The sequence below is a fragment of the Rhizobium sp. T1470 genome, from assembly GCF_042140505.1.
In the GTDB taxonomy this organism is placed as follows: domain Bacteria; phylum Pseudomonadota; class Alphaproteobacteria; order Rhizobiales; family Rhizobiaceae; genus Rhizobium; species Rhizobium favelukesii.
Map to the genome: position 1 here is coordinate 3,152,234 of NZ_CP148091.1, position 23,745 is coordinate 3,175,978.

Annotated in this window: 20 protein-coding genes and 2 pseudogenes; 13 read left to right on the forward strand and 9 right to left on the reverse strand. The window is 61.0% G+C overall.

The window, feature by feature from the left end; translation table 11 throughout:
- Positions 1-62: 62 nt before the first annotated feature.
- Together WGT02_RS15885 and WGT02_RS15890 are read right to left on the reverse strand one after the other, a co-directional pair.
- Positions 63-1,136 carry a hypothetical protein gene (locus tag WGT02_RS15885; protein ID WP_024313929.1) on the reverse strand — a complete coding sequence of 358 codons (1,074 nt, stop codon included), beginning with the start codon at positions 1,134-1,136 and terminating at the stop codon, positions 63-65.
- 93 nt (positions 1,137-1,229) lie between these two features.
- Positions 1,230-1,832: a thymidine kinase gene (locus WGT02_RS15890; protein WP_024313930.1), complete on the reverse strand. Its 603-nt coding sequence runs from the start codon at positions 1,830-1,832 to the stop codon at positions 1,230-1,232.
- Positions 1,833-2,067: 235 nt separating this feature from the next.
- Between WGT02_RS15890 and WGT02_RS15895 the strand changes: the two genes are divergently transcribed.
- The 9 genes and pseudogenes from WGT02_RS15895 (at position 2,068) to ade (ending at position 12,365) form a co-directional block, all read left to right on the forward strand.
- Positions 2,068-3,021, forward strand: coding sequence for a choline ABC transporter substrate-binding protein (locus WGT02_RS15895; RefSeq protein WP_208249976.1), 954 nt, complete (start codon positions 2,068-2,070; stop codon positions 3,019-3,021).
- Between the two features lie 76 nt (positions 3,022-3,097).
- Complete coding sequence (gene choW, locus WGT02_RS15900; RefSeq protein WP_024313932.1) at positions 3,098-3,943, forward strand: choline ABC transporter permease subunit; 846 nt, start codon at positions 3,098-3,100, stop codon at positions 3,941-3,943.
- Entirely contained in the window at positions 3,940-4,992 is a 1,053-nt protein-coding gene (choV, locus tag WGT02_RS15905; RefSeq protein ID WP_024313933.1) for a choline ABC transporter ATP-binding protein, read from the forward strand. The genes choW and choV overlap by 4 nt, the downstream gene beginning before the upstream one ends.
- A gap of 31 nt (positions 4,993-5,023) precedes the next feature.
- A complete protein-coding gene (locus WGT02_RS15910; protein WP_024313934.1) occupies positions 5,024-5,776 on the forward strand; it encodes a HugZ family protein in 753 nt (250 codons plus the stop codon).
- Positions 5,777-5,872: 96 nt separating this feature from the next.
- Complete coding sequence (locus WGT02_RS15915; RefSeq protein WP_024313935.1) at positions 5,873-6,190, forward strand: helix-turn-helix transcriptional regulator; 318 nt, start codon at positions 5,873-5,875, stop codon at positions 6,188-6,190.
- Positions 6,191-6,500: 310 nt separating this feature from the next.
- Positions 6,501-7,830: pseudogene (locus WGT02_RS15920) on the forward strand (aspartate aminotransferase family protein).
- Positions 7,831-8,047: 217 nt separating this feature from the next.
- Positions 8,048-9,118 carry an alpha/beta fold hydrolase gene (locus WGT02_RS15925; protein WP_208249974.1) on the forward strand — a complete coding sequence of 357 codons (1,071 nt, stop codon included), beginning with the start codon at positions 8,048-8,050 and terminating at the stop codon, positions 9,116-9,118.
- Between the two features lie 296 nt (positions 9,119-9,414).
- Positions 9,415-10,521 (forward strand): branched-chain amino acid ABC transporter substrate-binding protein, encoded by a 1,107-nt coding sequence (locus WGT02_RS15930; protein ID WP_024313938.1) that lies wholly within the window; start codon positions 9,415-9,417, stop codon positions 10,519-10,521.
- A gap of 146 nt (positions 10,522-10,667) precedes the next feature.
- Entirely contained in the window at positions 10,668-12,365 is a 1,698-nt protein-coding gene (gene ade, locus WGT02_RS15935) for an adenine deaminase (protein ID WP_024313939.1), read from the forward strand.
- Positions 12,366-12,369: 4 nt separating this feature from the next.
- Here the strand turns inward: ade and WGT02_RS15940 are convergent, their stop codons facing one another.
- Positions 12,370-14,019 (reverse strand): alpha-glucosidase, encoded by a 1,650-nt coding sequence (locus tag WGT02_RS15940; protein ID WP_208249973.1) that lies wholly within the window; start codon positions 14,017-14,019, stop codon positions 12,370-12,372.
- A gap of 66 nt (positions 14,020-14,085) precedes the next feature.
- Entirely contained in the window at positions 14,086-14,322 is a 237-nt protein-coding gene (locus WGT02_RS15945) for a hypothetical protein (protein WP_024313941.1), read from the reverse strand.
- Between the two features lie 153 nt (positions 14,323-14,475).
- On the opposite strand from WGT02_RS15945, the gene WGT02_RS15950 reads away from it, so the two are divergent.
- On the forward strand, positions 14,476-15,396 hold the full coding sequence (locus WGT02_RS15950) for a sugar kinase (protein ID WP_024313942.1): 921 nt from the start codon (positions 14,476-14,478) through the stop codon (positions 15,394-15,396).
- Positions 15,397-15,570: 174 nt separating this feature from the next.
- Positions 15,571-16,736: pseudogene (locus WGT02_RS15955) on the forward strand (glycosyltransferase family 4 protein).
- A gap of 5 nt (positions 16,737-16,741) precedes the next feature.
- Here WGT02_RS15955 and WGT02_RS15960 read toward each other — a convergent pair.
- On the reverse strand, positions 16,742-17,755 hold the full coding sequence (locus WGT02_RS15960; RefSeq protein WP_024313944.1) for an alpha/beta hydrolase: 1,014 nt from the start codon (positions 17,753-17,755) through the stop codon (positions 16,742-16,744).
- Between the two features lie 161 nt (positions 17,756-17,916).
- On the opposite strand from WGT02_RS15960, the gene WGT02_RS15965 reads away from it, so the two are divergent.
- The gene (locus WGT02_RS15965; protein ID WP_208249972.1) at positions 17,917-18,354 is read left to right on the forward strand and encodes a MarR family winged helix-turn-helix transcriptional regulator; all 438 of its coding nucleotides are present in this window, start codon (positions 17,917-17,919) and stop codon (positions 18,352-18,354) included.
- Between the two features lie 13 nt (positions 18,355-18,367).
- On the opposite strand, the gene der is transcribed toward WGT02_RS15965, so the two are convergent.
- From der to WGT02_RS15980, 3 genes are all read right to left on the reverse strand, one after another.
- A complete protein-coding gene (gene der, locus WGT02_RS15970; protein WP_208249971.1) occupies positions 18,368-19,792 on the reverse strand; it encodes a ribosome biogenesis GTPase Der in 1,425 nt (474 codons plus the stop codon).
- 15 nt (positions 19,793-19,807) lie between these two features.
- Positions 19,808-20,491 carry a tetratricopeptide repeat protein gene (locus tag WGT02_RS15975; protein ID WP_024313947.1) on the reverse strand — a complete coding sequence of 228 codons (684 nt, stop codon included), beginning with the start codon at positions 20,489-20,491 and terminating at the stop codon, positions 19,808-19,810.
- A 103-nt stretch (positions 20,492-20,594) separates the two neighbouring features.
- The gene (locus WGT02_RS15980; protein ID WP_024313948.1) at positions 20,595-21,179 is read right to left on the reverse strand and encodes an NnrU family protein; all 585 of its coding nucleotides are present in this window, start codon (positions 21,177-21,179) and stop codon (positions 20,595-20,597) included.
- Positions 21,180-21,296: 117 nt separating this feature from the next.
- Here WGT02_RS15980 and WGT02_RS15985 point away from each other — a divergent pair, with 117 nt between their 5' ends.
- The gene (locus WGT02_RS15985; RefSeq protein ID WP_024313949.1) at positions 21,297-22,295 is read left to right on the forward strand and encodes a polysaccharide deacetylase; all 999 of its coding nucleotides are present in this window, start codon (positions 21,297-21,299) and stop codon (positions 22,293-22,295) included.
- Positions 22,296-22,397: 102 nt separating this feature from the next.
- Here the strand turns inward: WGT02_RS15985 and sbmA are convergent, their stop codons facing one another.
- Positions 22,398-23,663, reverse strand: a complete 1,266-nt coding sequence (gene sbmA, locus WGT02_RS15990; protein WP_024313950.1) for a peptide antibiotic transporter SbmA — start codon at positions 23,661-23,663, stop codon at positions 22,398-22,400.
- Positions 23,664-23,745: the final 82 nt, after the last annotated feature.

A 23,745-nucleotide genomic window follows, 5' to 3' on the forward strand; every position in this document is an offset into this window, starting at 1 on the left:
CATATGCGCTCGCTCCGGCAAGGACAATATCATGCTGATATTATTGTTTCTTCGGCGAGAGGCTAAGAGCGCAGAAAGCGGAAGCGCAGACGCTTGGAGATTTTCGTCGTATCGATGATCGGCCCGCCGGAGCTTTCCTCCGGCGCCTGCTGGAAGGCCCCGAACTTGCTCGCGAAGACGGCGTCTGCCATCCGCTTGCGATGCTCCAATTCCTGCGGCACCAGCATGTTACGCTCAAACAGTTCAATCGGACCGGCAATGGCGGGAAAGAGTTCGGCTGAAATCTGGACCTTCGAACCCGGAATGTCCGTGTCGACCTGTGCCTGATAGATCAGCAGTCGCTCTTCGGTGTCGATCACCATCTTGCGGCTGAGGGCGTTGCACTGGCCGACCTGGCTATTCAGGGCATCGACGAAAACCTGGAAGAGATTGATGAAGCGTTCGCGGCGCTGGCTATCCTCGCGCATTGCGCGTTCTTCATCGGCAACGCGGCCAGCGTCCGCCTTCAGGGCGCGACGCTCTTCTTCCATGCGCTCCCATTCGGCCTTGCTTCCGTAAAGGCCAATCCTGCCCTGCGTCGTCAGCGCCCTGGCATTCAATTCCCGGATGCGGAGGCGCGCGATATCGATCTTGTCGACAAGCCGACGGCGCTGCTCGACGACACCGATCAGCCCATGCTCCCCCAACTTATGAAAGTCGATGCCAATCGTGCGGTAGCTCGCGATGACACCCGTGGTGGCATCCGACTTCACCAGCAGGTCGCGCAGCCGCTCCACAACAGGAGCAGCGCGCACCCGCGCGCTATGGCGACGCCACATCCGCTGGCGCGAAAAGCGACCGATGAATCTTTCGCCCGCCGTCAGGCCACGGAAGCTGTCGAGATCCGACGAAACCTTGATCGTCAGCGTATCGAGGACGGAAACGAGTTCCGCGAGGAGATTGGTCAGGCTCGCGCCGTTTGCGACAAACGCCTGGAAGCGGCCGTTCTCGACAAGGAAGCGCTCATCGTCGACCGCGGCCCCATGGCGTGCAAACTCGCTGATGAACTCGACGCAGACCCTGGCTTCAAGACGCAACTGTTCCACGAGCGCTCGCGCGGCTTCCAGCTGCGTGTCGAAGGAAAAAGGCTTGCGCACGGGGACGCCTCCATCAATCGGTTATGGCGAAATGGCTCGGTTATGGCGAAACTAGCGCATAAGCCGCCGAACCGGAATCGATTTGAGGAACGGTCATACCGCTTCGGCGAGCCATTCCCCGTTCATGGCGTCATCCCAATGGCGCCGGCACAGAGACACGTACTTTTCGTTGCCGCCGACATCGATCTGCGCGCCTTCGCGCAGCACCTTTCCTTCTGCGTCGAGGCGTACCACCATCGTCGCCTTGCGCCCGCAATGGCAGATCGTCCGGACCTCGCGCATCTCGTCGGCGATCGCAAGAAGCTCCTCAGACGCGGGAAACAGTTTCCCTTGAAAATCGGTCCTGAGCCCATAGACCATGACCGGAATGTTCATGCGGTCGACGATCCGGGCGAGCTGCCAGACATGTTCGCGCGTCATGAAATGAGCTTCGTCGACGAAGACGCAAGCGATTGGCTCCCCCTCCTTGCTGAGGTCGCCGATCAAGGCCTGCAAGTCCGCTTCCGGTTCGAAGCCGACGGCGCTCGCCTTGAGCCCGATCCGGGAGCCGATAATCCCCTTTCCGACGCGCTCGTCGAAGGCCGCAATCAGCAAAACGACACGCATGCCGCGCTCCTCGTAATTATAGGAGGCCTGCAGCAGCATCGTCGACTTGCCGGCATTCATGGTCGAGTAGTTAAAATAGAGTTTTGCCATCGTTTTCTCCGTCTTTCGCTTTTTGGAAGCTCGAAACTGCGAAGAAAAGTCCCTCATTTTGATAATCACAGGAAAATCGAGGCCAGAAACCGTCAAAACCCTTGAAAACCCGGCATTCCGCGAAAAATGCCCTACGTCGCAATCGGATACTGCAATGCGGCGCAAACGCGCTCGGGTCGCTTGTAAAACTCGGCTATTGGTGATTGGCTTGGGAACGCAAGACTGGGAGTCAAAAATGAAAACGACAAGCGCATTCAAACTGACCACCGCCACCGCAGTTGCCGCTCTCTCTGTTGCAACAGCAGCATTCGCCGCAGATCCCGATAGCTGCTCGGCCGTGCGTCTTTCAGACGTCGGCTGGACGGACATCACCGCCACCACCGCCACCGCCGCAGTCATTCTGAAGAACCTCGGCTACGAGCCGGATGTTAAGGTTCTCTCGGTTCCGGTCACCTATCAGTCGATGAAAAACAAGGACATCGACGTGTTCCTCGGCAACTGGATGCCGGCCCAGAAGAAGGACGTCCAGCCCTACCTCGATGAAAAGACTGTCGATTCCCTCGGCGTCAACCTCGAGGGCGCCAAGTACACGCTCGCGACCAATGCCAAGGGCGTTGAACTCGGCATCAAGGATTTCGGCGACATCGGCAAGCACAAGGACGAGCTCGACGGCAAGATCTACGGGATCGAGCCGGGCAACGACGGCAACCGCCTCGTCATGACCCTGATCGAAAAGAACGAGATGGGAATGGGCGGCCTTGAACTCGTGGAGTCCTCCGAACAAGGCATGCTGGCGCAGGTCGCCCGCGCCGAAAAGGAAGGCAAGCCGGTCGTATTCCTCGGTTGGGCGCCCCATCCGATGAACGAAAACTTCAAGATGACCTATCTGACGGGCGGCGACAGCACCTTCGGTCCGAACTTCGGTGGCGCGACGGTCTACACCAACACCCGTGCCGGCTACACCACCGAATGCCCCAACGTCGGCAAGTTCATCTCGAACCTGAAGTTCAATCTGGAAATGGAAAACCAGATCATGGGCAAGATCCTCAACGATGGTGAGGATCCGCAGGTCGCCGCGACCGAGTGGCTGAAGGCAAATCCGAACGCAGTCGATCCCTGGCTCGCAGGCATCACGACGAAGGATGGCAAGGACGCCCTTGCCGCCGTGAAGTCGGGCCTTGGCCTTTGAAACTGATGAACGGGGCGGCCCTCGCCGCCCCTTCTTGTTTCACCTCGATCTTTGCTCTTTCGGATAGGCGCGCTCCTTGAATTGGATCACCGACTATAAAATTCCTATTGGCCCGCTCGCCAAATCGACCGTCGATTGGCTGACATCGAGCGGCGAGTGGTTTTTCGACCGGCTTGCATTCTTTTTATCGCACGTTATCAATGCGTTGCTCTTCATTCTGCAAGCCCCGCATCCGCTCATCGTGCTGGCTGCGATCGTTGGGATCGCCTATTGGCTGCGCCGCTCGATCGGCGTCGCGGTCTTCACCCTGCTCGGCTTGCTGCTGATCATGAACCAGGGCTACTGGAAGGAGACGACGGAAACGCTGGCGCTCGTCCTGGCGTCGACGTTCGTCAGCATGGCGATCGGCATTCCGCTCGGTATCGCCGGGGCTCGACGCGCCTGGGTGTTTTCCATCATGCGGCCGGTCCTCGACCTGATGCAGACGATTCCGACCTTCGTGTACCTCATCCCAGCGCTCATTCTCTTCGGCCTCGGCATGGTTCCGGGCCTGATCGCAACCGTCATTTTCGCGATCCCCGCCCCAATCCGTCTGACGCGCCTCGGCATCATCTCGACCCCCTCCTCGCTCGTGGAGGCCGCGGAATCGTTCGGCGCGACGCCAATGCAGGTGCTGCGCAAGGTCGAGCTTCCCTTCGCCATGCCGCAGATCATGGCCGGCCTCACGCAGACGATCATGCTTTCTCTCTCGATGGTGGTTATCGCCGCGCTCGTCGGCGCCGATGGTCTCGGAAAGCCGGTGGTGCGCGCGCTCAATACGGTCAACGTCGCCATGGGCTTCCAAGCGGGTCTCTGTATCGTCATTCTTGCGATTATTCTCGACCGCATGTTCCGTGCGACAGGTGAAGGAGAAGGCGTATGACCGCGGTCCGCTTCGACAACGTCAGCATCGTCTTCGGCGACAAGCCGGAAAACGCCCTCGCCTTGGCCGATCAGGGCAAGAACCGCGACGAGATCGGTGCTGCGACTGGCCTCGTTCTCGGCGTGGCGGATGCCTCGCTCTCGGTTCAGGAAGGCGAGATTTTGGTCCTCATGGGACTTTCGGGCTCCGGCAAGTCGACCCTGCTGCGTGCGGTGAACGGGCTGGCGCCCGTCGTGCGCGGCGAGGTGTCGGTTGCAACGTCGAATGGGCCTTGCAATCCCTACAAGACCACTGCCAAGGGCTTGCGCGACTTGCGCATGCATACCGTTTCGATGGTCTTCCAGCAGTTCGCGCTGCTGCCGTGGCGCACCGTGGCGGAGAATGTCGGCTTCGGCCTTGAGCTTGCAGGTATGGCGGAAGCCGAGCGCAAGAAGCGCGTGGGCGAACAGCTCGAACTCGTCAACCTGACGAAATGGGCCGACCGCAAGGTCAACGAGCTGTCCGGCGGCATGCAGCAGCGTGTCGGCCTGGCGCGTGCCTTTGCGACTGGTGCGCCGATCCTTTTGATGGACGAGCCGTTCTCGGCGCTCGATCCGCTGATCCGCACGCGCCTGCAGGATGAGCTTCTCGAGTTCCAGCGGCGGCTGAAGAAGACCATCCTGTTTGTCAGTCACGATCTCGACGAGGCGTTCCGCATCGGCAACCGCATCGCCATCATGGAGGGCGGGCGCATCATCCAGTGCGGCACGCCGCAGGAAATCGTCAAGAACCCGGCCGACCAGTACGTCGCCGATTTCGTCCAGCACATGAACCCGATCAGCATGCTGACTGCGCAGGACGTGATGCAGCCCGGGCTCGGTCATGCAGCGGCGGGCGCCAGCGTCAGCGGCACGGCGCGTGTCGAGACGCCACTGATCGACATTCTCGATGCGCTGTCGCGCCAGCCCGGAAGCATCGGCGTCGTGGAAAACGGCGCCATCGTTGGCACCATCTCGGCGCAGGATATCGTCGAAGGCTTGACCCAGCACCGGCGCAAAGAACAGGCTTGATCCCGCCGTCCGCTTCCGCCAGAAAGTGGACATGAAAGATCAAGCTTCCGTTCTCAGGGAAACGGACGGAGAAGCCCGCAAGCTCGCTCGCACGCTTCTCCGCTCCGCCCGCTACGCCGCAATTGCCGTTCTCGATCCCGCGACCGGCTTCCCCTTTGCGAGCCGCGTCCTGCTCGGCACCGACATCGATGGCGTTCCCGTCATTCTCGTCTCGGGTCTGTCGACGCATACGCGCGCGCTCGACGCCGATCGTCGGGCCTCGCTCCTGACGGGTGAGCCCGGCAAGGGCGATCCGCTTGCCCATGCCCGCCTGACAACCCAATGCCTTGCCGAACCGGTCGAGCGCGACAGCGAGGTCCATGCGCGAATTCGTAGCCGCTTCCTCAACCGCCATGCCAAGGCAAAGCTCTACATCGATTTCCCGGACTTCCGCTTCTTCCGGCTTGTGCCGCAGTCGGCAAGCCTCAATGGCGGATTTGGTCGCGCCTATCTTCTGCAAGGCGACGACCTGACGATTCGATCCTCCGGCAGCGAGGCCGTGGCGGCGCAAGCCGACGCGATAGTGCAAGAATTGCTAGGTAAGCGCCCCGATTTCGCCGCGACGATCGCAGCGGGCCTGAAGGCAGGCAACGGTGATTGGCGCATTTGTGGAGTCGATTGCGCCGGTTTCGATCTGATTTCGGGAGATTTTCTCTTGCGTTTCGAATTTGACGCCGTCGCGCAAGGGGTTGAGGACGTTTATTCACATATATCTAACATAAAATACGCAATACCTGAAATTTAGCTATATACAATCTTGACGCGGTATTGATAGTTTTCGCCGTCCGGCATTGAGCGGGAACATGCGTTTTTGAAATTAGTTTCACATCGGGAAGAAGATATGGACACAATCGATTTAACCGCCAACGCAAACGTTGCAGCTGCCTTGTTGTCGGCCATGGCAAATCCGAAGAGACTCCTCATTCTGTGCAACCTCGTTAAGGGGGAAATTCCGGTCGGCGCGCTCGCGCAGCAGGTCGGCTTGAGCCAGTCCGCTCTCTCGCAGCACCTGTCCAAGCTGCGCGCGCAGAAGCTGGTAAAGACGCGCCGTGACGCCCAGACCATTTACTATTCCAGCAATTCCGAGCCGGTTCTCAGGATCCTTGAAGCCCTCACCGACATTTATGCCGTTCAGAGCCGCGCAAAGTCTGCGGCGTAAGGACGCGCTGACATAATGTCAGCCTATAAGTCGCGCTGCCGAGGGGATGTATCCCGGAATAGTGCGGCATTTCATTTCAGCACCTGAGTATTGGTTTTAGACCGGCAGGAATGCCGGTCTATTTTTTTGAAATGGTGCTCACCGATGCGGCGGCAGGGAAAGCCAGGTCGGCGATATTTGATCGTGGGCGACGCCCAGGCGGCAATGTCCGCGGCTTGACGCCCCGACAGGCGCTGATAATTTGACCGGGCAGTCAAAAACTGCCTCAGCAATACCGGGAACGGCCTCCGAAACGGCCATGGAGAACAGCATGTCCAACCGCCTCAATACCACGCCAAACGACCTTCGGGCCTTTTGGATGCCCTTCACTGCGAACCGTCAGTTCAAGAAGGAGCCGCGTCTGTTCGTCGGCGCCAAGGACATGTACTACACGACCCATGATGGCCGTCAGGTGCTCGACGGCACTGCCGGCCTCTGGTGCGTGAATGCCGGCCATTGCCGGCCGAAGATCACCGAGGCGATCCGCGAACAGGCCGGCGAGCTCGACTATGCACCGGGCCTTCCAGCTCGGCCATCCCAAGGCCTTCGAGCTGGCCAACCGCCTTGTCGACATCGCACCCGAAGGCATGGACCACGTCCTCTATACAAATTCGGGATCGGAATCGGTCGAGACCGCCCTCAAGGTCGCCCTCGCCTATCATCGCGTGAAGGGCGATGGCTCCCGGTTCCGCCTGATCGGCCGCGAGCGCGGCTATCACGGCGTCAACTTCGGCGGCATCTCAGTCGGTGGCATCGTCTCCAACCGCAAGATGTTCGGCACGCTGCTGACGGGCGTCGATCACATGCCGCACACCCACCAGCCGGGCAAAAACGCCTTCACGCGCGGCCAGCCGGAGCATGGCGGCGATCTCGCGACCGAGCTCGAGCGTATCGTCACGCTGCATGACGCCTCCACCATCGCCGCCGTCATCGTCGAGCCGATCGCCGGCTCGACCGGGGTCCTGATCCCGCCGAAGGGCTACCTGCAGAAACTCCGCGAGATCTGCACCAAGCACGGTATCCTCTTGATCTTCGACGAAGTCATTACCGGCTTCGGCCGCCTGGGCGCGCCGTTCGCTGCCCAGTATTACGACGTCAAGCCTGATATGATCACCACCGCAAAAGGCCTGACCAACGGGGTCATTCCGATGGGCGCCGTCTTCGTGACCGCAGAGATCCATGACGCGTTCATGAACGGCCCGGAGCACATGATCGAGTTCATGCACGGCTACACCTACTCCGGCAATCCGATCGCTTCGGCGGCAGCGCTTGCGACGCTCGATACCTACAAGGAGGAAGGTCTGCTGACCCGCGCTGCGGAACTCTCCGACTACTGGGCCGACGCGCTGCACTCCTTGAAGGATTGCCCGAATGTCATCGACATCAGGAACACCGGTCTGATCGGCGCCATCGAACTGGACCCGATTGCCGGCGAGCCGACCAAGCGCGCCTTCACGGCCTTCCTGAAAGCCTACGAGAAGGGCCTGCTGATCCGCACCACCGGCGACATCATCGCGCTCTCGCCGCCGCTGATCATCGAGAAACACCACATCGACGAACTCTTCGCAAAACTGCGCGAAATTCTGCAAAACAACATCTGATATCGGCGGCGGTAGAGTGCCGCATTCAATCCTCTCCCCTGAGGGGGAGAGGCATCAAACGCGATTTGCACAAAACACGCGATGACCGGCCACCGCCTTGCTCGTCATGCACCGAATGACATCTCTATCAAGCCAAGACCTGAATCGCGTTACGGGTCTCCGCCACCGCATTTTTCCGCCAGAAAGGCCACGTTCCTTTCGATCGGAGATCATTGCCATGTTCACAAGACTGCTTGCGCTTTTCTGTCTGTTGCTCGTCGTCACATCCTCTGCCTATCCAGCCTCTGCTGCGTCGGGCTTTCGCGAAATGACCATCCCGGGCACTGCGAGCGATCATCCTTTGCATCTCAGCCTCTGGTATCCCACGGGTGCCGACACTGAACCGACCCGGCTTGGCGAGACGCCTGCCTTCGTCGGCCTTCCCGTCATCCGGGATGCCGACCCCGCGCCCGGCCCACACCCTCTGGTTATTCTCTCGCATGGCTACGGCGGAAGCTGGCGCAACCTCGCCTGGCTCGCCAGCGAACTCGTCGACCGAGGGTATGTCGTGGCCGCCCCAGATCACCCCGGCACGACCACCTTCGACATGGGGCCGGCGGACACCGTGACGCTCTGGATGCGCCCCACCGACATCAGCCGGGCAATCGATGCCGTCCTTGGCGACACAACGCTCACCGGCGGCATTGCAGCCAACCGCATCGCCGCCATCGGCCATTCACTTGGCGGATGGACCGTCGTCGAACTCGCCGGCGGCCGCTTCGACGCCGAGGGTGTGATGACGGACTGCTTGGCGCAGTTCGGCGCCCTCTATTGCAAGATCTTTTCCGCACTCGGCGTTGGCCGCGATCCGGCAGCCACCGCAGCACTCGGCGCGGATCTCAGCGACAGCAGGCTCGGCGCGATCGTCACCCTCGACCTCGGCCCTGGGCGCGGTTTCACCCCACAGAGCCTCGCTGCAGTGCAGATACCCGTGCTTGTCCTTAGCGCCGGCGAGAACATTGATCCGCAGACGGCGCAAAGAGCTGGCATCGCAGCGACCAACAAGGACTCGTTCTATCTGGCCGGGCATCTGCCTTCGGCAACGACGCAATTTACTCTGGTTGCCGGCGCACTGCATTTCAGCTTCATGCAACTCTGCAAGCCGGGCGCAGCCGCACTGATCGAGGAAGAGGCGCCTGGTGAAAGCATCGTCTGCCGGGATGCGGCCGGCGCCAATCGACAATCGATCCACAGGCAGGTCAGCGACATGACTCTTGCCTTTCTAGCCAGAGCGCTTGCCACGAAATAGATGGCGCAGCGGAACAGACGGAACCGCGGATTTTCGTGTGAAAGTCGTGATTGCGGCGCAGCTCATTACAGAATTCGTCAAAAGTGGCGATCGATTTGCTATCTTCTTGCTTAATTGCCGTGAAATTCCTAAGAAACTTGCTGCGCACTCGCCGAAGCCAAACATGGAAGGCGGGTGTCTCGGCCGCGCAGCTGCTCATCGTCTCTTGGCGCATCCCGCAAGGGTTGTTGTACGATCTGGGTTCGCCGCTGCGGTACTCAAATCGCGGGTTTGAAACCCACCCAAGGAGAAAGAAAATGAGTCTGAAGACGTTGTCGGGCGCGACCCTCGTCGCCTCCCTTGCCTTTGCGCCGCTCGCCCATGCAGACATCACCATCGGCCTTATCGCGCCGCTGACCGGTCCGGTCGCTGCCTATGGCGATCAAGTGAAGAATGGCGCGCAGGCCGCTGTTGACGAGATCAACAAGAAGGGCGGCATCCTCGGCGAAAAAGTCATCCTCAAATATGCCGACGATGCCGGCGAGCCCAAGCAGGGCGTTTCCGCTGCAAACCAGATCGTCGGCGACGGCATCCGCTTCGTCGTCGGCCCGGTCACCTCAGGCGTCGCGATCCCGGCATCCGACGTTCTCGCCGAGAACGGCGTGCTGATGGTCACCCCGACTGCAACCGCCCCGGACCTGACCAAGCGCGGCCTCGCCAACGTCCTGCGCACCTGCGGTCGTGACGACCAGCAGGCCGAAGTCTCTGCCAACTACGTCCTGAAGAACTTCAAGGACAAGCGCGTCGCGATCATCAACGACAAGGGCGCTTACGGCAAGGGTCTGGCAGACGCCTTCAAGGCCACGCTGAACGCCGGCGGCATCAAGGAAGTTTTCGACGACTCGCTGACGCCAGGCGACAAGGACTTCAGCGCGCTGACCACTCGCCTGAAGGCCGAGAAGGTCGATGTCGTCTATTTCGGCGGCTATCACCCGGAAGGCGGCCTGCTGGCCCGCCAGCTGCATGACCTCTCGGTCAACGCCGTCATCATCGGCGGCGACGGCCTCTCAAACAGCGAGTTCTGGAACATCGGCACCGATGCGGCCGGCGGCACGATCTTCACCAACGCGGTGGACGCAACCAAGAGCCCGGACTCCAAGGCAGCGTCCGACGCGCTTGCCGCCAAGAGCATTCCGGCTGAAGCCTTCACGCTCAACGCCTACGCCGCAGTCGAAGTCCTGAAGGCAGGCATCGAGAAGGCCGGCAGCGCCGAAGATTCCGAAGCAGTCGCCAAGGCGCTGAAGGGCGGCGAGCCGATCTCGACGGCAATCGGCAAGCTGACCTACGGCGAAACCGGCGACCTGACCTCGCAGAGCTTCGCGCTCTACAAGTGGGAAGGCGGCAAGATCGTGCCGGCTGAGTAAGTCTTTCGATCTCTTCGATTTTTTGCCGGGCGCCCGTTTGGGGCGCCCGATTTCATTTGTGGAACGGGCATCTCACTGCAGCAAGCCAATCTCGCTTTGCCGCGCACATCGGCTATAACTGGACAAACGCCAGCACGAGGATGCCCATGACCGCCAAGCTCGAACGCCTCATCGACCAGGGAACGGGACGCCTGCCTGCCGATATCGTGCTGAAAGGCGGACGCTTCTTCGATCTCGTGACCGGCGAACTTGTGGCATCGGATATCGCCATCGCCCAGGATCGCATCGTCGGCACATGCTCCAACTACGATGGCGAAACCGAAATCGATATTTCAGGCAAGATCGTCGTGCCTGGTTTCATCGACACGCATCTCCATATCGAGTCCTCGCTGGTGACGCCGCATGAGTTCGACCGCTGCGTCCTGCCCTATGGCATTACCACCGCCATCTGCGATCCGCATGAGATCGCCAATGTCCTTGGCACCGAAGGCATCCAGTACTTCCTGGATTCCTCCCTCGAGACGATCATGGACATCCGCGTCCAGCTTTCCTCCTGCGTCCCCGCCACGCATCTGGAAACATCGGGCGCCGATCTGCCGATCGAGCGGCTCCTTCCATTTCGCAGTCACCCGAAGGTCATCGGCCTTGCCGAGTTCATGAACTTCCCCGGCGTGATCCACAAGGATCCCATCTGCATGGCCAAGCTCGACGCCTTCCAGGGCGAGCATATCGACGGCCACGCGCCCCTGCTAACGGGCAACGACCTGAACGGTTATCTCGCTGCCGGCATCCGCACGGAACACGAATGCACGAGCGCTGCCGAAGCGCTGGAAAAGATCCGCAAGGGCATGCACATCCTCGTGCGTGAGGGCTCCGTGTCGAAAGACCTCGTGGCGCTGATGCCGATCATCACCGAGCGCCTGTCGCCGTATCTCGCGCTCTGCACCGACGACCGCAATCCGCTCGACATCGCCGAGCACGGCCATCTCGACTACATGATCCGCACCGCCATCAAGAACGGCGTCGAGCCGCTGGCCATCTACCGCGCCGCATCGATCTCTGCGGCGCGTGCCTTCGGGCTGAGAGATCGCGGCCTCGTCGCACCCGGCTGGCGCGCCGACCTCGTGGTCATCGACAGCCTGGCAAACTGCCGCGCCGACATCGTCTTTGCAGCCGGACGCCAGGTGACAGCGGAGCTTTTTGCAGCGCGCAAGCCGGTGGAGCCGGTCGGCCTCGACAGCGTCAAAGCCCGGCCCGTCAACGCCGCCCACTTCGGCGTCCCGGTAGCCGATGGTGAAACGCCTGTCATCGGCGTCACCCCCGGCAAGATCATCACCGAGCATCGCCGCTACCGGCTTCCGGTGAAGGGCAACCAGAGCGATGTCGATCTTAGCAACGACATCATCAAGGTCGCCGTCATCGAGCGGCACGGCAAGAACGGCAACCATGCCAACGGCTTCGTCCAGGGCTTCGGTCTCAACAAGGGCGCGATCGCTTCAACCGTCGGCCATGACAGCCACAACATCTGCGTCGTCGGCGTCGGCGAGGATGACATGGCGCTCGCTGCCAACCGTCTCAGCGAAATCAAGGGCGGCTTCGTGGTCGTCGAGGACGGCAAGATCACCGGCGAGATCGCCCTGCCCGTTGCCGGGCTGATGAGCCTCGAGCCCTACGAGACGGTGCGCGACACGCTCCACCATCTACGCCAAGCCGCCTATGCGCTCGGCACGACGCTGGAAGAACCCTTCCTGCAGGTCGCCTTCCTGCCGCTGCCGGTCATCCCGCACCTGAAGATCTCAGACCGCGGAATGGTGGATGTCGACACGTTCGCGTTGATCGGGTGAGTGCCTAGCCCGCTACCCGCGCGCAGAACGCATCCAGCGCTGCCAGCTTGATCGGCCCGGTTCCGATCACCGCCTCGAAACCCGGCATCGTCAGGCGTTCTCCGATCACCATTCTCGCCGGTGGCTCGAACTGTGCCGGCTTGTGCGTCAGGTTGAAGACGAAGAGCAGCTTCTCGCTTCCCTTCTGTCGCGTGAAGGCCAGAAGGTCCTGATTGGTCCCGATGAATTCCATCGTCCCGTCGAGCAACGCTGGATGGCTTTTGCGGAATTCGAGCGTCTGCCTGTAGTGATGCAGCACCGAATGCGGGTCGTTTTCCTGCGTATCGACCGAAAGAGCTGCCTGCTCGTAAGGCACAGGCAGCCACGACCTCTGCGCACCCGTGAAGCCGGCATGCGCCTTGGCAGCCTCCCAGGGCATCGGCGTGCGGCACCCGTCGCGTCCCTTGAAGGCCGGCCAGAAGCGGATGCCGTAGGGGTCACGCAGATCCTCGAAAGCAAGCTCGGCCTCCGGAAGTCCCAGTTCCTCGCCTTGATAGAGGCAGATCGAGCCGCGCAATGTTGCCAGCACCGACATGGCGAGCTTGGCGACGACAGGCCGCTCCGCTTCGGTCTTGGCAAAGCGGCTGACATGGCGGTTGACGTCGTGGTTCGAGAAGGCCCAGCAGACCCATCCATCCGCAACCGATGTCTGGAAGGCGTCGACGCAGCTGCGGATATGCGTGGCGGTGAAATCCGGCCCGAGCAGGTCGAAGGTGTAGCACATATGCAGTTTGTCGCCGCCGCCCGTATAGGCGGCCACTGTCTTCAATGAGCGGGCGCCGTCGCCAACCTCGCCGACCGCCGTGCGCGCCTCGTATCGGTTAAGCAAGGCCCGGAACCGCTGGAGGAAGCCGATATTCTCCGGCTGCGTCTTGTCATAGAGGTGGTTCTGCATGCCGTAGGGGTTCGTATCGGGTGCATCAAGGCCGGCATCGCTCTCGTCGGGCGCGTGCGCAGGGTTGTCGCGAAGCAGCTTGTCGCAGAAGTAATAATTGACCGTGTCGAGGCGAAAGCCGTCGACGCCGCGGTCGAGCCAGAACTTCACCGTGGCAAGCACGGCGTCCTGAACCTGCGCGCTGTGGAAGTTGAGATCCGGCTGCGAGGTCAGGAAGTTGTGCTGGTAATACTGCCGGCGCACGCCATCCCATTCCCATCCCGGCCCGCCAAAGATCGACAGCCAGTTGTTGGGCGCCGTGCCGTCGGGCTTCGGATTGGCCCAGACATACCAGTCCGCCTTGGGATTGGTCCGGCTCGAGCGGCTCTCGACGAACCAGGGATGAACGTCCGACGTATGGGAGATCACCTGGTCAATGACGACCTTGATGCCGAACCCGTGAGCCGTCGTCATCATCTCGTCGAAATCGGCAAGCGTGCCGAAAATCGGATCGACATCGCAATAGTCCGCAACATCGTAGCCCATATCGGCCATGGGCGACTTGAAGAACGGCGACAACCAGATGGCATCGACACCGAGGCTGGCGATATAGGGCAATCGCCGGGTAATGCCCTTCAGGTCGCCTAAACCATCTCCGTTCGTATCCTGAAAGGAACGCGGATAAACCTGATAAATCACAGCACCCCGCCACCAGTCCGCAGTCTTGTCCGCAACCGACATCAGCCGTTCCTCTCCTGCATCATCCGATGGTGCCCACACTAAAGCGGGAGAGACAAAATACAACCTTCAGCCGGGATCTGCCGCGCAGCCATGCTTCTTCATCTTGCGCCTGATCTTTTCGCGCTTCTTGATGTCTTTGCTCGGCAGCTTTCCGCCCGTCACATTGCGCTCCATGACGGCAAGCGTCGCGCAGTCCATCTTGCGCCCCTTTCCGCCACCGCCGTGCCCATAAACCAACGTCGCCGACACGATTGCTGCAGCTCCAATCGACAAAGCCAGGGGAAATCTTGTAACAGCGCGCATCGGTTCGCTCCGGGAGAACCTGCCTGTCGGCAATATGCGCTTCCTGTTCGGTTCAGGCAATTTCCCCGAAGGATGCAGCCGCCGCCAGTTCATAGCTTGTCAGGAAGGTGCTCTGCGCGTATCAGCGAAACGGGAAATTCAGGGAGGCTTTCTGTGAGCGGGCGTTTTTTATCGATCGGTGAATGCATGGTGGAGCTTTCGCAGGCCGGCGCCGGTCTGTTGCGCAAGGGCTTTGCCGGCGATACGCTGAACACCGCCTGGTATGCCCGCGCCTGCCTGCCGGCCGATTGGTCGGTGGAGTATTTTACCGCGCTCGGCGACGACGCCATGTCCGATGAGATGATCGCCTTCTTCAAGGAAGCCGACATCGGTACCGGGTTTATAGGCCGCATAAAGGGCAAGGCGCCCGGCCTCTACATGATCAGCCTGAAGGATGGCGAACGCTCCTTCAGCTATTGGCGAGACAACTCCGCGGCCCGCCAACTCGCGGCCGACGCGGAACTCCTGCGTGAGGCGATCGAGGCCTGCGACGTCATCTATTTCTCCGGCATCACGCTTGCAATCCTGTCACGCAATGACGCCGACACGTTGCTGGCCGAGGTCCGCCGCGCCAAGGCGGCCGGCAAGCTTGTCGCCTTCGACCCGAACATCCGTCCACGTCTCTGGTCGAGCTACGACGTGATGCATGCGACGATCAGCGAAGGCGCGCGCGCCGCCTCCCTCGTATTGCCGAGCTTCGATGACGAGGCGGTTCACTTCGGCGACGTCTCGATATCGGCAACGATAAAGCGATATCGGACGCTCGGGGCGAGCGACGTCGTCGTCAAGAATGGTGCCGAGGGTGCCACGCTGAGTTTCGATGGCGTGGAGAGCTTTGTTGCCGCCGAAAAGGTCGAGCAGGTCGTCGACACGACAAGTGCCGGCGACAGTTTCAATGGCGCATTTCTCGCGCGCTATCTCGAGACCAAGGACGCGCCGGGGGCTGCGGCATTTGCGGCAAAGGTCGCCGCTCGCGTGGTCAGCGAACACGGCGCCCTCGTCGCACGCGAAAAGCTCGGCTTGAAGACGACCTGATCAGCAACGAGCCCCGCAAAAGATCGCAGTCTGTCGGCGCAATGCGACTGTCATATTTCCATCATCGACGACCGCCAGAATGAGAGGCGCGGGAACGAGTCTCCGGGCCTGCCCGGAATTGAGCCGACGCCACTGCGGGCGCGGCATGGATGGAATTGGGGCGTGCTGCAAGGGATGTCGGATGTTGGAAGCGACGAAAGCCGGGCCGTGTCTCGGTTGGGCGTGGCGGAACGGCTCGTTATTGTCAGCGATGCCTGGCATCCGCAGGTCAATGGCGTCGTTCGCTCGATCGAGAACACCAATCGCGAACTGGCGACGATGGGGATCGAAGTGGCGATGGTGACGCCGCAGGGCTTTCACAGCATCCCCTGCCCCACCTATCCCGAAATTCGTCTTTCGATCGCCAATTATCGCCGCGTCGCGCGCGAGATCGAAAAGCACATGCCGTCCTACGTCCACATCGCGACGGAAGGCCCTCTGGGTCTCACGGCGCGGCGCTGGTGCCTGAGGAACCGCATGCCGTTTTCCACCAGCTATCACACCCGCTTTCCGGAATATGTCTCGGCGCGACTGCCCGTGCCGAAGAGCTGGCTTTATGCTTTCGTGCGCTGGTTCCACAATTCCGGCGCCGGCTGCATGGTCGCAACCCCCAGTCTTGCGCGTGAACTCTCCGAGAAAGGCATCCGAAACCTGATGCCATGGAGCCGAGGCATCGACGCGAACCAGTTCCGCCCGATGCCACTGGAGGAGGCGCCGTTCGGCCTGCCCCGCCCAATCTTCATGACGGTTGGCCGGGTGGCGTTGGAAAAGAACCTTCCGGCCTTTCTGGATCTCAATCTGCCCGGAACGAAGGTCGTCGTGGGTGACGGACCCGCCCGCGCCGAACTCGAGAAGCGCTACCCGAATGTACGTTTCACCGGTCTGAAGGTCGGCGAGGAACTGGCAGGGGCTTATGCCCAGGCGGACGTCTTCGTGTTCCCATCGCTGACCGATACGTTCGGCAATACGATCTTGGAGGCGCTCGCCTCCGGCGTTCCCGTCGCTGCCTATCCCGTGACCGGCCCGCTCGACATCATCGGCGAGGACAACGAGGTCGGCGCACTCGACAACGAGCTGAGGACAGCCTGCTTGGCAGCTCTGTCTGCCTCGCGCGAAAAGGCCCGCGATCTGGCCCTGCAATATTCGTGGGAAGCTGCGACCACGCAGTTCATCAACAACATTCGCGCCGCCAATGGCGTCATCACGCCAAAATGGAAAAAGGCTTGGCAATTTGCCGCCAAGTCGCTGCCAAGAACAAAAAGCCCGGCGAAACCGCCGGGCCTATCTCGTCTGGAACCTGATCCACTTATTTCCTGAGCGCGTCGCGCAGCGTCTGGGTGGCGACGGAAATCGCGCTGCGTACCGCCGGTGTCTCGGCAATGGCGTTGAGAAGCACAAAGTCGTGGATCGTCCCGTTATAGCGGATCGAGGTCACCTTGACGCCGGCCTGGCTCAGCTTCCGGCCATAGGCCTCACCTTCGTCGCGCAGCACGTCGTTCTCATCGGTGATGATCAGTGCCGGCGGCAGGCCGTTCAGCTGATCGAGCGATGCCTGCAGCGGTGAAGCAGTCGGTTGCTTGCGCTTGGCTTCATCGGGCAGATAGGCGTTCCAGAACCACTTCATCGCCTCCTTCGTCAGCCACGGACCGTTGGCGAACTGGTTGTAGGAGCCGGTCTCGAAGTTGGCGTCCGTCACCGGATAGAAAAGAACCTGTTGGTCGATCGCCGGGCCGCCGCGCTCCTTGGCAAGCAAGGTGACTGCCGCCGCCATGTTGCCGCCCACGCTATCGCCGGCCACCGCCAGGCGGCTTGCGTCGACATTGAATTCCTTCTCATGCTCGGCGACATATTTCGTGGCGGCGTAGGCCTGCTCGATCGCGATCGGATAGCGCGCCTCCGGCGAGCGCTCGTAGTCAACGAAGACGACGGCGGCCTTGGCGCCATTGGCGATTTCGCGCACGAGGCGGTCATGCGTGTCGGCATCGCCGAGAACCCAACCGCCGCCGTGGAAATACATCACGACAGGAAGCTTGCCCTTCGCACTTTCCGGACGAACGATGCGCAACTTGATGCTGCCGGTCGGACCGGCCTTGATCGTCCCGTTTTCTTCCTTTGCCGCAAGCTTCTTGACGTCGCCCTTCTGCGCGCCAGCAAGCACGCCACGGGCGTCGGCGGGAGACAGCGTATAAATCGGCTTGGCGCCGGCCAGCGCGTCGATGAACTTTTGGGTCGTCGGTTCCAGTACCGGATCGGCCGCGGCGCCGAAGGTGGTGGCTGCCAGGATAGTTGCTGCGGAGACTGCGGTCTTTACGGTCGACATTGTTTTGTCCTTCCGGTTGCGGTTCGTCGTGAACACGCATTTTATTTATCGTGCGATTATTTATTGTACGATATAAAACTCGGCATGGCTCCCATGCGAAAAACTTCATTGCGATTATTTATCGCGCGATATATTGTTGCGCAATTTTGGAGATCACAGATATGAGCGACGATCTGAACCTCGACGATTTCGTCTGCTTCGCGCTTTACACCGCGAACCACGCTATGAACCGCGTCTACAAGCCGCTGCTTGACGCCCTGGACCTCACATACCCGCAATATCTGGTGATGGTCACCCTCTGGAACGAAGACGGTCAGACCGTCGGCGGCATTGGTGAGAAGCTGCTCCTCGAGTCGAGCACCCTCACCCCGCTTCTTAAGCGCCTGGAAGCGATAGGCTACGTCAAGCGCGAGCGTGGCAAGAACGATGAGCGCGTCGTCATCATCCGCTTGACCGGGGAAGGCCGGGAACTCAGACAACGCGCGGCTGCCATCCCCCACTGCATCGCCGAGGCGTCAGGCAGGGAATTCGCAGAACTGAAGCGGCTAGGGGCCGACGTCATCGCACTGCGCGACGCGCTGCAACGCAAAACGGCCTAAACTCCGCTGCCGACTAGGTCCGTCGCTTCTTCGACTCGTACGGATTGTCAGGCGAGCGGTAGTGGATGCGGATCGGCACGCTCGGCATGTCGAAATCAGCACGCAGGCCATTGATCAGATAACGCGTATAGGATTCCGGCAACGCGTCCGAACGCGTGCAGGAAATCATGAAGGCCGGCGGGCGCGCCTTCACCTGCGTCATGTACTTGAGCTTGATGCGGCGGCCGGAGACTGCCGGCGGCGGGTGCTGCACCTGCTGCTGTTCCAGCCAGCGATTGAGGCGCGCCGTCGAAATGCGCTTGTTCCAGACCTCGTCCGTATCGATGATCGACTGCATCAGCTTGTCGAGACCACGCCCCGTCTGGCCGGAGATCGGTACAGCGCGGATGCCGCGCGCCTGCGGCAGCAGCCGGTCGGTCTTTTCGCGCAGATCGGCCAAAACCGCCTGCGGATCCTCGATCATGTCCCACTTGTTGAAGGCGAGCACAGCAGCACGGCCCTCACGCAGCACCAGATCGACGATGTGCAGATCCTGTTTCTCGAACGGGATCGTCGCGTCGAAGACGACGACGACGAGTTCGGCAAAGCGGATGGCGCGCAGCGCATCGGCGACCGAAAGCTTTTCCAGCTTCTCGATCACCTTTGCCTTGCGGCGCATGCCTGCCGTGTCGAACATCTTGATCGTGCGGCCGCGCCAGTCCCACTCGACGGAGATGGAATCGCGCGTAATACCGGCTTCCGGCCCGGTCAGCAGCCGGTCTTCGCCGAGGAAGCGATTGATCAGCGTCGACTTGCCGGCATTCGGGCGGCCGACGATCGCCACGCGCAGCGGCTTGCTGTCGTCGTAAGCCGGCTCTTCCTCTTCCTCGCCGTCGGCGCCGGTCGACTGCGGGATATCGACATCAGTGACGGCGACATCTTCCTTCGGTGGAAACGCACGCTCCTCGCCAAGCGCCGCAACGATCGCGTCGCGCAGGTCGAGCATACCCTGTCCGTGTTCGGCCGAAATCGGCGTGGGCTCCCCGAGGCCCAGCGAGTAGGCATCATAGAAACCAGCGTCGGAGCCGCGCGCTTCGGACTTGTTGGCGACCAGTATCACCGGTTTGCCGCGACGGCGCAGCATCTCGGCGAGCGCCGTATCGATAGGCGTCAGACCGGTCTTGGCGTCGACGACGAACAGAGAGAGATCGGCTTCGTCGATCGCCGCCTCGGTCTGCGCGCGCATCCGCCCCTGCAGGCTCTCTTCGTGGGCCTCCTCAAGGCCAGCGGTGTCGACGATGGTAAAGCGCAGGTCGACCAGCCGCGCGTCGCCGGGGCGGCGGTCGCGGGTGACACCCGGCGTGTCATCGACGAGCGCCAGCTTCTTTCCAACCAAGCGGTTGAAAAGCGTCGACTTGCCAACATTCGGGCGACCGACGATGGCGACCGTAAAGCTCATTGAAATTCCTTACATTCAGCCCTGTGCGGCGGGCGCCTTGCCGGATGCGGTGATGTTATCAAGCATCATCTGGGCACGATTGGCAACATTGCGCGGGCTCTGCGCATCATCGGCGATCGCCTGGAACCATTGGCGCGCCTGCGTCATGTTGCCGGCCTTATAGGCGGCAAGGCCGAGTGCCTCGCGGGCGGAGTGACGGAAGGCGTTGCCGGGAACAGCCATTTCCTCGACATGCGCGGAAACCTGATCGTAGGTGCCACCTTCGATCAGCAGCCAGCCAGCCCGCATCTTGGCGGCATCGCGAACGGCCTGTGGTGCTGCGTTGTCCTTGCCGATCACGTCGAAGGCGGAAACGGCACCTGGTGTATCGCCCTTCTGCGCCAGCACGGTGGCTGCACGCATCCGCGCCAGGATCGGGTAAGCTCCGTGACCTTCCTTTTCCAGCTTATTGAGCGCGGCCAGCGCCTCGTCGTTCTTGTTCTCGTCAGCGAGCTTCATGGCAGCAATGAACTGGTCGCCCGTGCCGGAGGACTGGTTGTCGTCCCAATACTCATAGACCTTGTAGCCGACGGTACCGAGGACGATCAGGACGGCAAGCGCAATCAGGTAGCGGCCGAACCGGCGCCATGCGCCCTTCACTTGGTCGGAACGCAGTTCTTCATTGACTTCACGAATGAAGCTGTCGTCGTTGAATGCCATTCTCGTCTCCGGCCGCGGATATGCTTCGTCATGCGGGTTGCACGCACATTGTGGGCCTTCTACCCCATTTTTCAGCAGTTGTAAGGGGGATTGGAAAGATTCGTCACATAACGATCGGCGCCACGCCAATCAACAGCTCGTGCAGCTTGAACGTGATGAGTGCCCAGGCAACGACGCCGATGATCACGGCATAGAGATCATACTTTCCCGAGACGAAAGGACGCAGGGTGAGCTCGCCGGCGCGCTCGCGGCGCTTCAGCGCAATGCGCAGGATCACGCCCCATGCGAGGAAGGCACCGAACAGCAGCACCGAGGAAGTCTCGCCGTTGGCCAAGAGGTGTGAGAAAGCCCAGATCTTCACCGACAGCACCATAGGATGCTTTGTCTTGACCGCGATATGCCCCGCCGGTAGCAGCGAGGCGACGAGACAGATGATGGCGAGCAGCATCAGCGTCAGGGTGACGTGCGCCATCCATACCGGCGGGGTGTAGAGCATGCCAGTCACCTGGCGGGCCTGACCAAAGCCGTAGATCAGCAGGATCAGCGAGAGGATGCTGACAATGGAGTAAGCGATCTTCCAGCCGTGCTCGCCGAGGCTGTCGATCATGGACTGTCGAAGGCCGGGCGCAATGACGCGGATCAGATGAAGCCCGAGGAAAATGATGATCCCGACGATTAGCAATGTCATGGCGATCTCCTGTGCGTTTTCCGAGACTTAGCCGCAGCCGGCGAAAAACGCCAGCGTCACCGCAGCTTCGCCGCATTTCTGTAACAGGAAAGCCGCAAACAAATTGTCGCGGTGTCCATGTTTCATTCGTTTTTCAAAGCCTCCCTCGCTCTTTCTTTGTTCATTCCCGGCGCAGCGGGCGCCAACGACCAGCCGAAGCAGCTGGTGATGATCTCGTTCGACGGTGCGCACGACAATGCGCTCTGGCAGAAAAGCCGTGAGATGGCGGCGAAGAACGGCGCGCATTTCACCTACTTCCTCTCCTGCACCTTCCTGATGAACCAGGCCGCCAAAAAGGCCTATCAGGCACCGCACCAGAAACAGGGCAAGTCGAATGTCGGCTTCGCCCAGAGCGACGACGAAATCCGCGAGCGGCTCGGCAATATCTGGCACGCCCACCTCGAGGGCCACGACATCTCGAGCCATGCCTGCGGCCATTTCGACGGGCGGCAGTGGAGCGAGGCCGACTGGTCGAAAGAATTCGCGACCTTCCATGCCACGCTGAAGAACGCCTGGAAGAGCGTCGATCTCGAAGAGCCGAACGGCTGGCAGGAGTTGGTCGACCACGGCATCCGTGGCTTTCGTGCACCCTACCTCTCGGCAACGCCGGGCGCAGACATGATCGCTGCGGAGAAGACGGCTGGCTTCGCCTATGACGCAAGCCTGGTGACCAAGGGACCGGCCATTCCGGTCGAGGAAGCCGGCATCGTGCGCTTCGGCTTGCCGCTGATCCCTGAAGGCCCGCGCGAGAAGCCGATTATCGGCATGGACTACAACCTGTTCGTTCGACACTCCAATGGCACTGAGGACAAGGCCGATTCGAAGGCATTCGAAGACCGCTCCTATGCGGCCTTCAAGGAGGCATTCGACAAGCAGTATTCAGGCAACCGCATCCCGCTGCAGCTCGGCTTCCATTTCGTGGAGATGAACGGCGGCGCTTATTGGCGCGCGCTCGACCGGCTTGTCAGCGATGTCTGTCGCCGCGCCGATGTCGCCTGCGTCAGCTATTCCGAGGCGATCCCGATGATCGAGGCGCGCGGCAAGTTGCTGGCGCAGACGCAGACCTCGGGGCTTTAAGCGAGCATTGCGGCGCCTTACATCCACCCCTGTGCTTGCAGCGAATGAAAAACGCCGCGCGTCAGCCTGACGCGCGGCGTTTGTTTTCACCGAACGATAGCGTTAGCCGTCGGCGTGGATGATGCCTGCTTCGCGCTCCAGGTAGCGCTGGTCGATATCAGGCAGCGGCTCGCCCTCGATCGCGGATTCGAAGGTGCGCAGGCGCTTGTAGATCGACAAGAGTTCAACGATCGTCGTCCAGGAGTTGACGAGATACTGGAACGAGCCGCGCACCTGATCGAAGACATTGTTGATCTGCGTCAGCAGGCCGAGCGTCAGCTTGCCGGCCACGATCGACGGCACGAGCACGATCAGGCTGAACAGGTTGTCGGCCTGCAGATAGAAAATGCGGGCGACGTTGAAATACATGTAGTGGAAATAGAGCCGGAAATAGTTGCGGCGCACGTTGGCGAAGAGTTCGGCGACCGTCGGCGGCGTTGCCCGGTCGGCATGGTCTTCGCCGTAGACGAGTTCCTTGCGGTAGGATGCTTCGACGCGCTGGTTGCGGAACTCCAACCCCGGCAGCTTGATGCCGACGAGCCCGAGGAAGACAGTGCCGAAGATCGACCAGAAGAGCGCTGCCCAGACGAGCGCATGCGGCACCTCGCCGATCAGCGGCAGCTCGGTGATGTTGGAGCCGATCTTGAACAGCACGGGCAGGAAGGCGATCAGCGTCATGACCGAGCTGACGAGGCTGACGCCGAGGCTTTCAACCGTCGAGGAGAAGCGCATCGTGTCTTCCTGAACACGCTGCGAGGCACCCTCGATGTGTCGAAGCTTCGGCCAGTGCGCCATGTAGTATTCGTTCATCGCCGTGCGCCAGCGGAAAATCCAGTGGCTGACGAAGAAGAGATTGAGGACACCGACGGTGATCGCCACGAAGGCGATGCCGGCAAAGCCGAGCATGCCGAGGTAGAGCTGCGCTGCAGTGACCGGTGCCGTTTTCGCGAGAGCCTGCTGAATGAGATCATAGAACGGTCCGTACCAGGCATTGATGGCGACGCTCACCTGAACCGAGAAATAGGTATTGAAGATGATCAGCGCGGAGCCCAGCACCGACCACATCTGCCAGCGGTGCGGGCTATAGGTGAACCAGAAACTGGCAAAGAGCGCGACCGCCAACACATAGTAGATGTAGAACCACAGGAACGGGGCCGACCAGAAGACAGACACACCAATCGGCGCCTCCTGACCTGACGCCAGGGGCGGCAGGCCGACCACCGCACCGAGGCCGGAACCCACGAAATACCAAATGAGAACGGCAAGAAGCGCCCAAGCAACAGCTGAGATGAAGAAGAGGCTAGGCTTGGGGAAGTAGGATACGAACACGGGAGAGCTTGCTTTCCTGAACTGGAGTCTTCGGAGTCTCTAAACAGACCAATTGCGGCGAAAACTACGGCAGTTCGCAAAG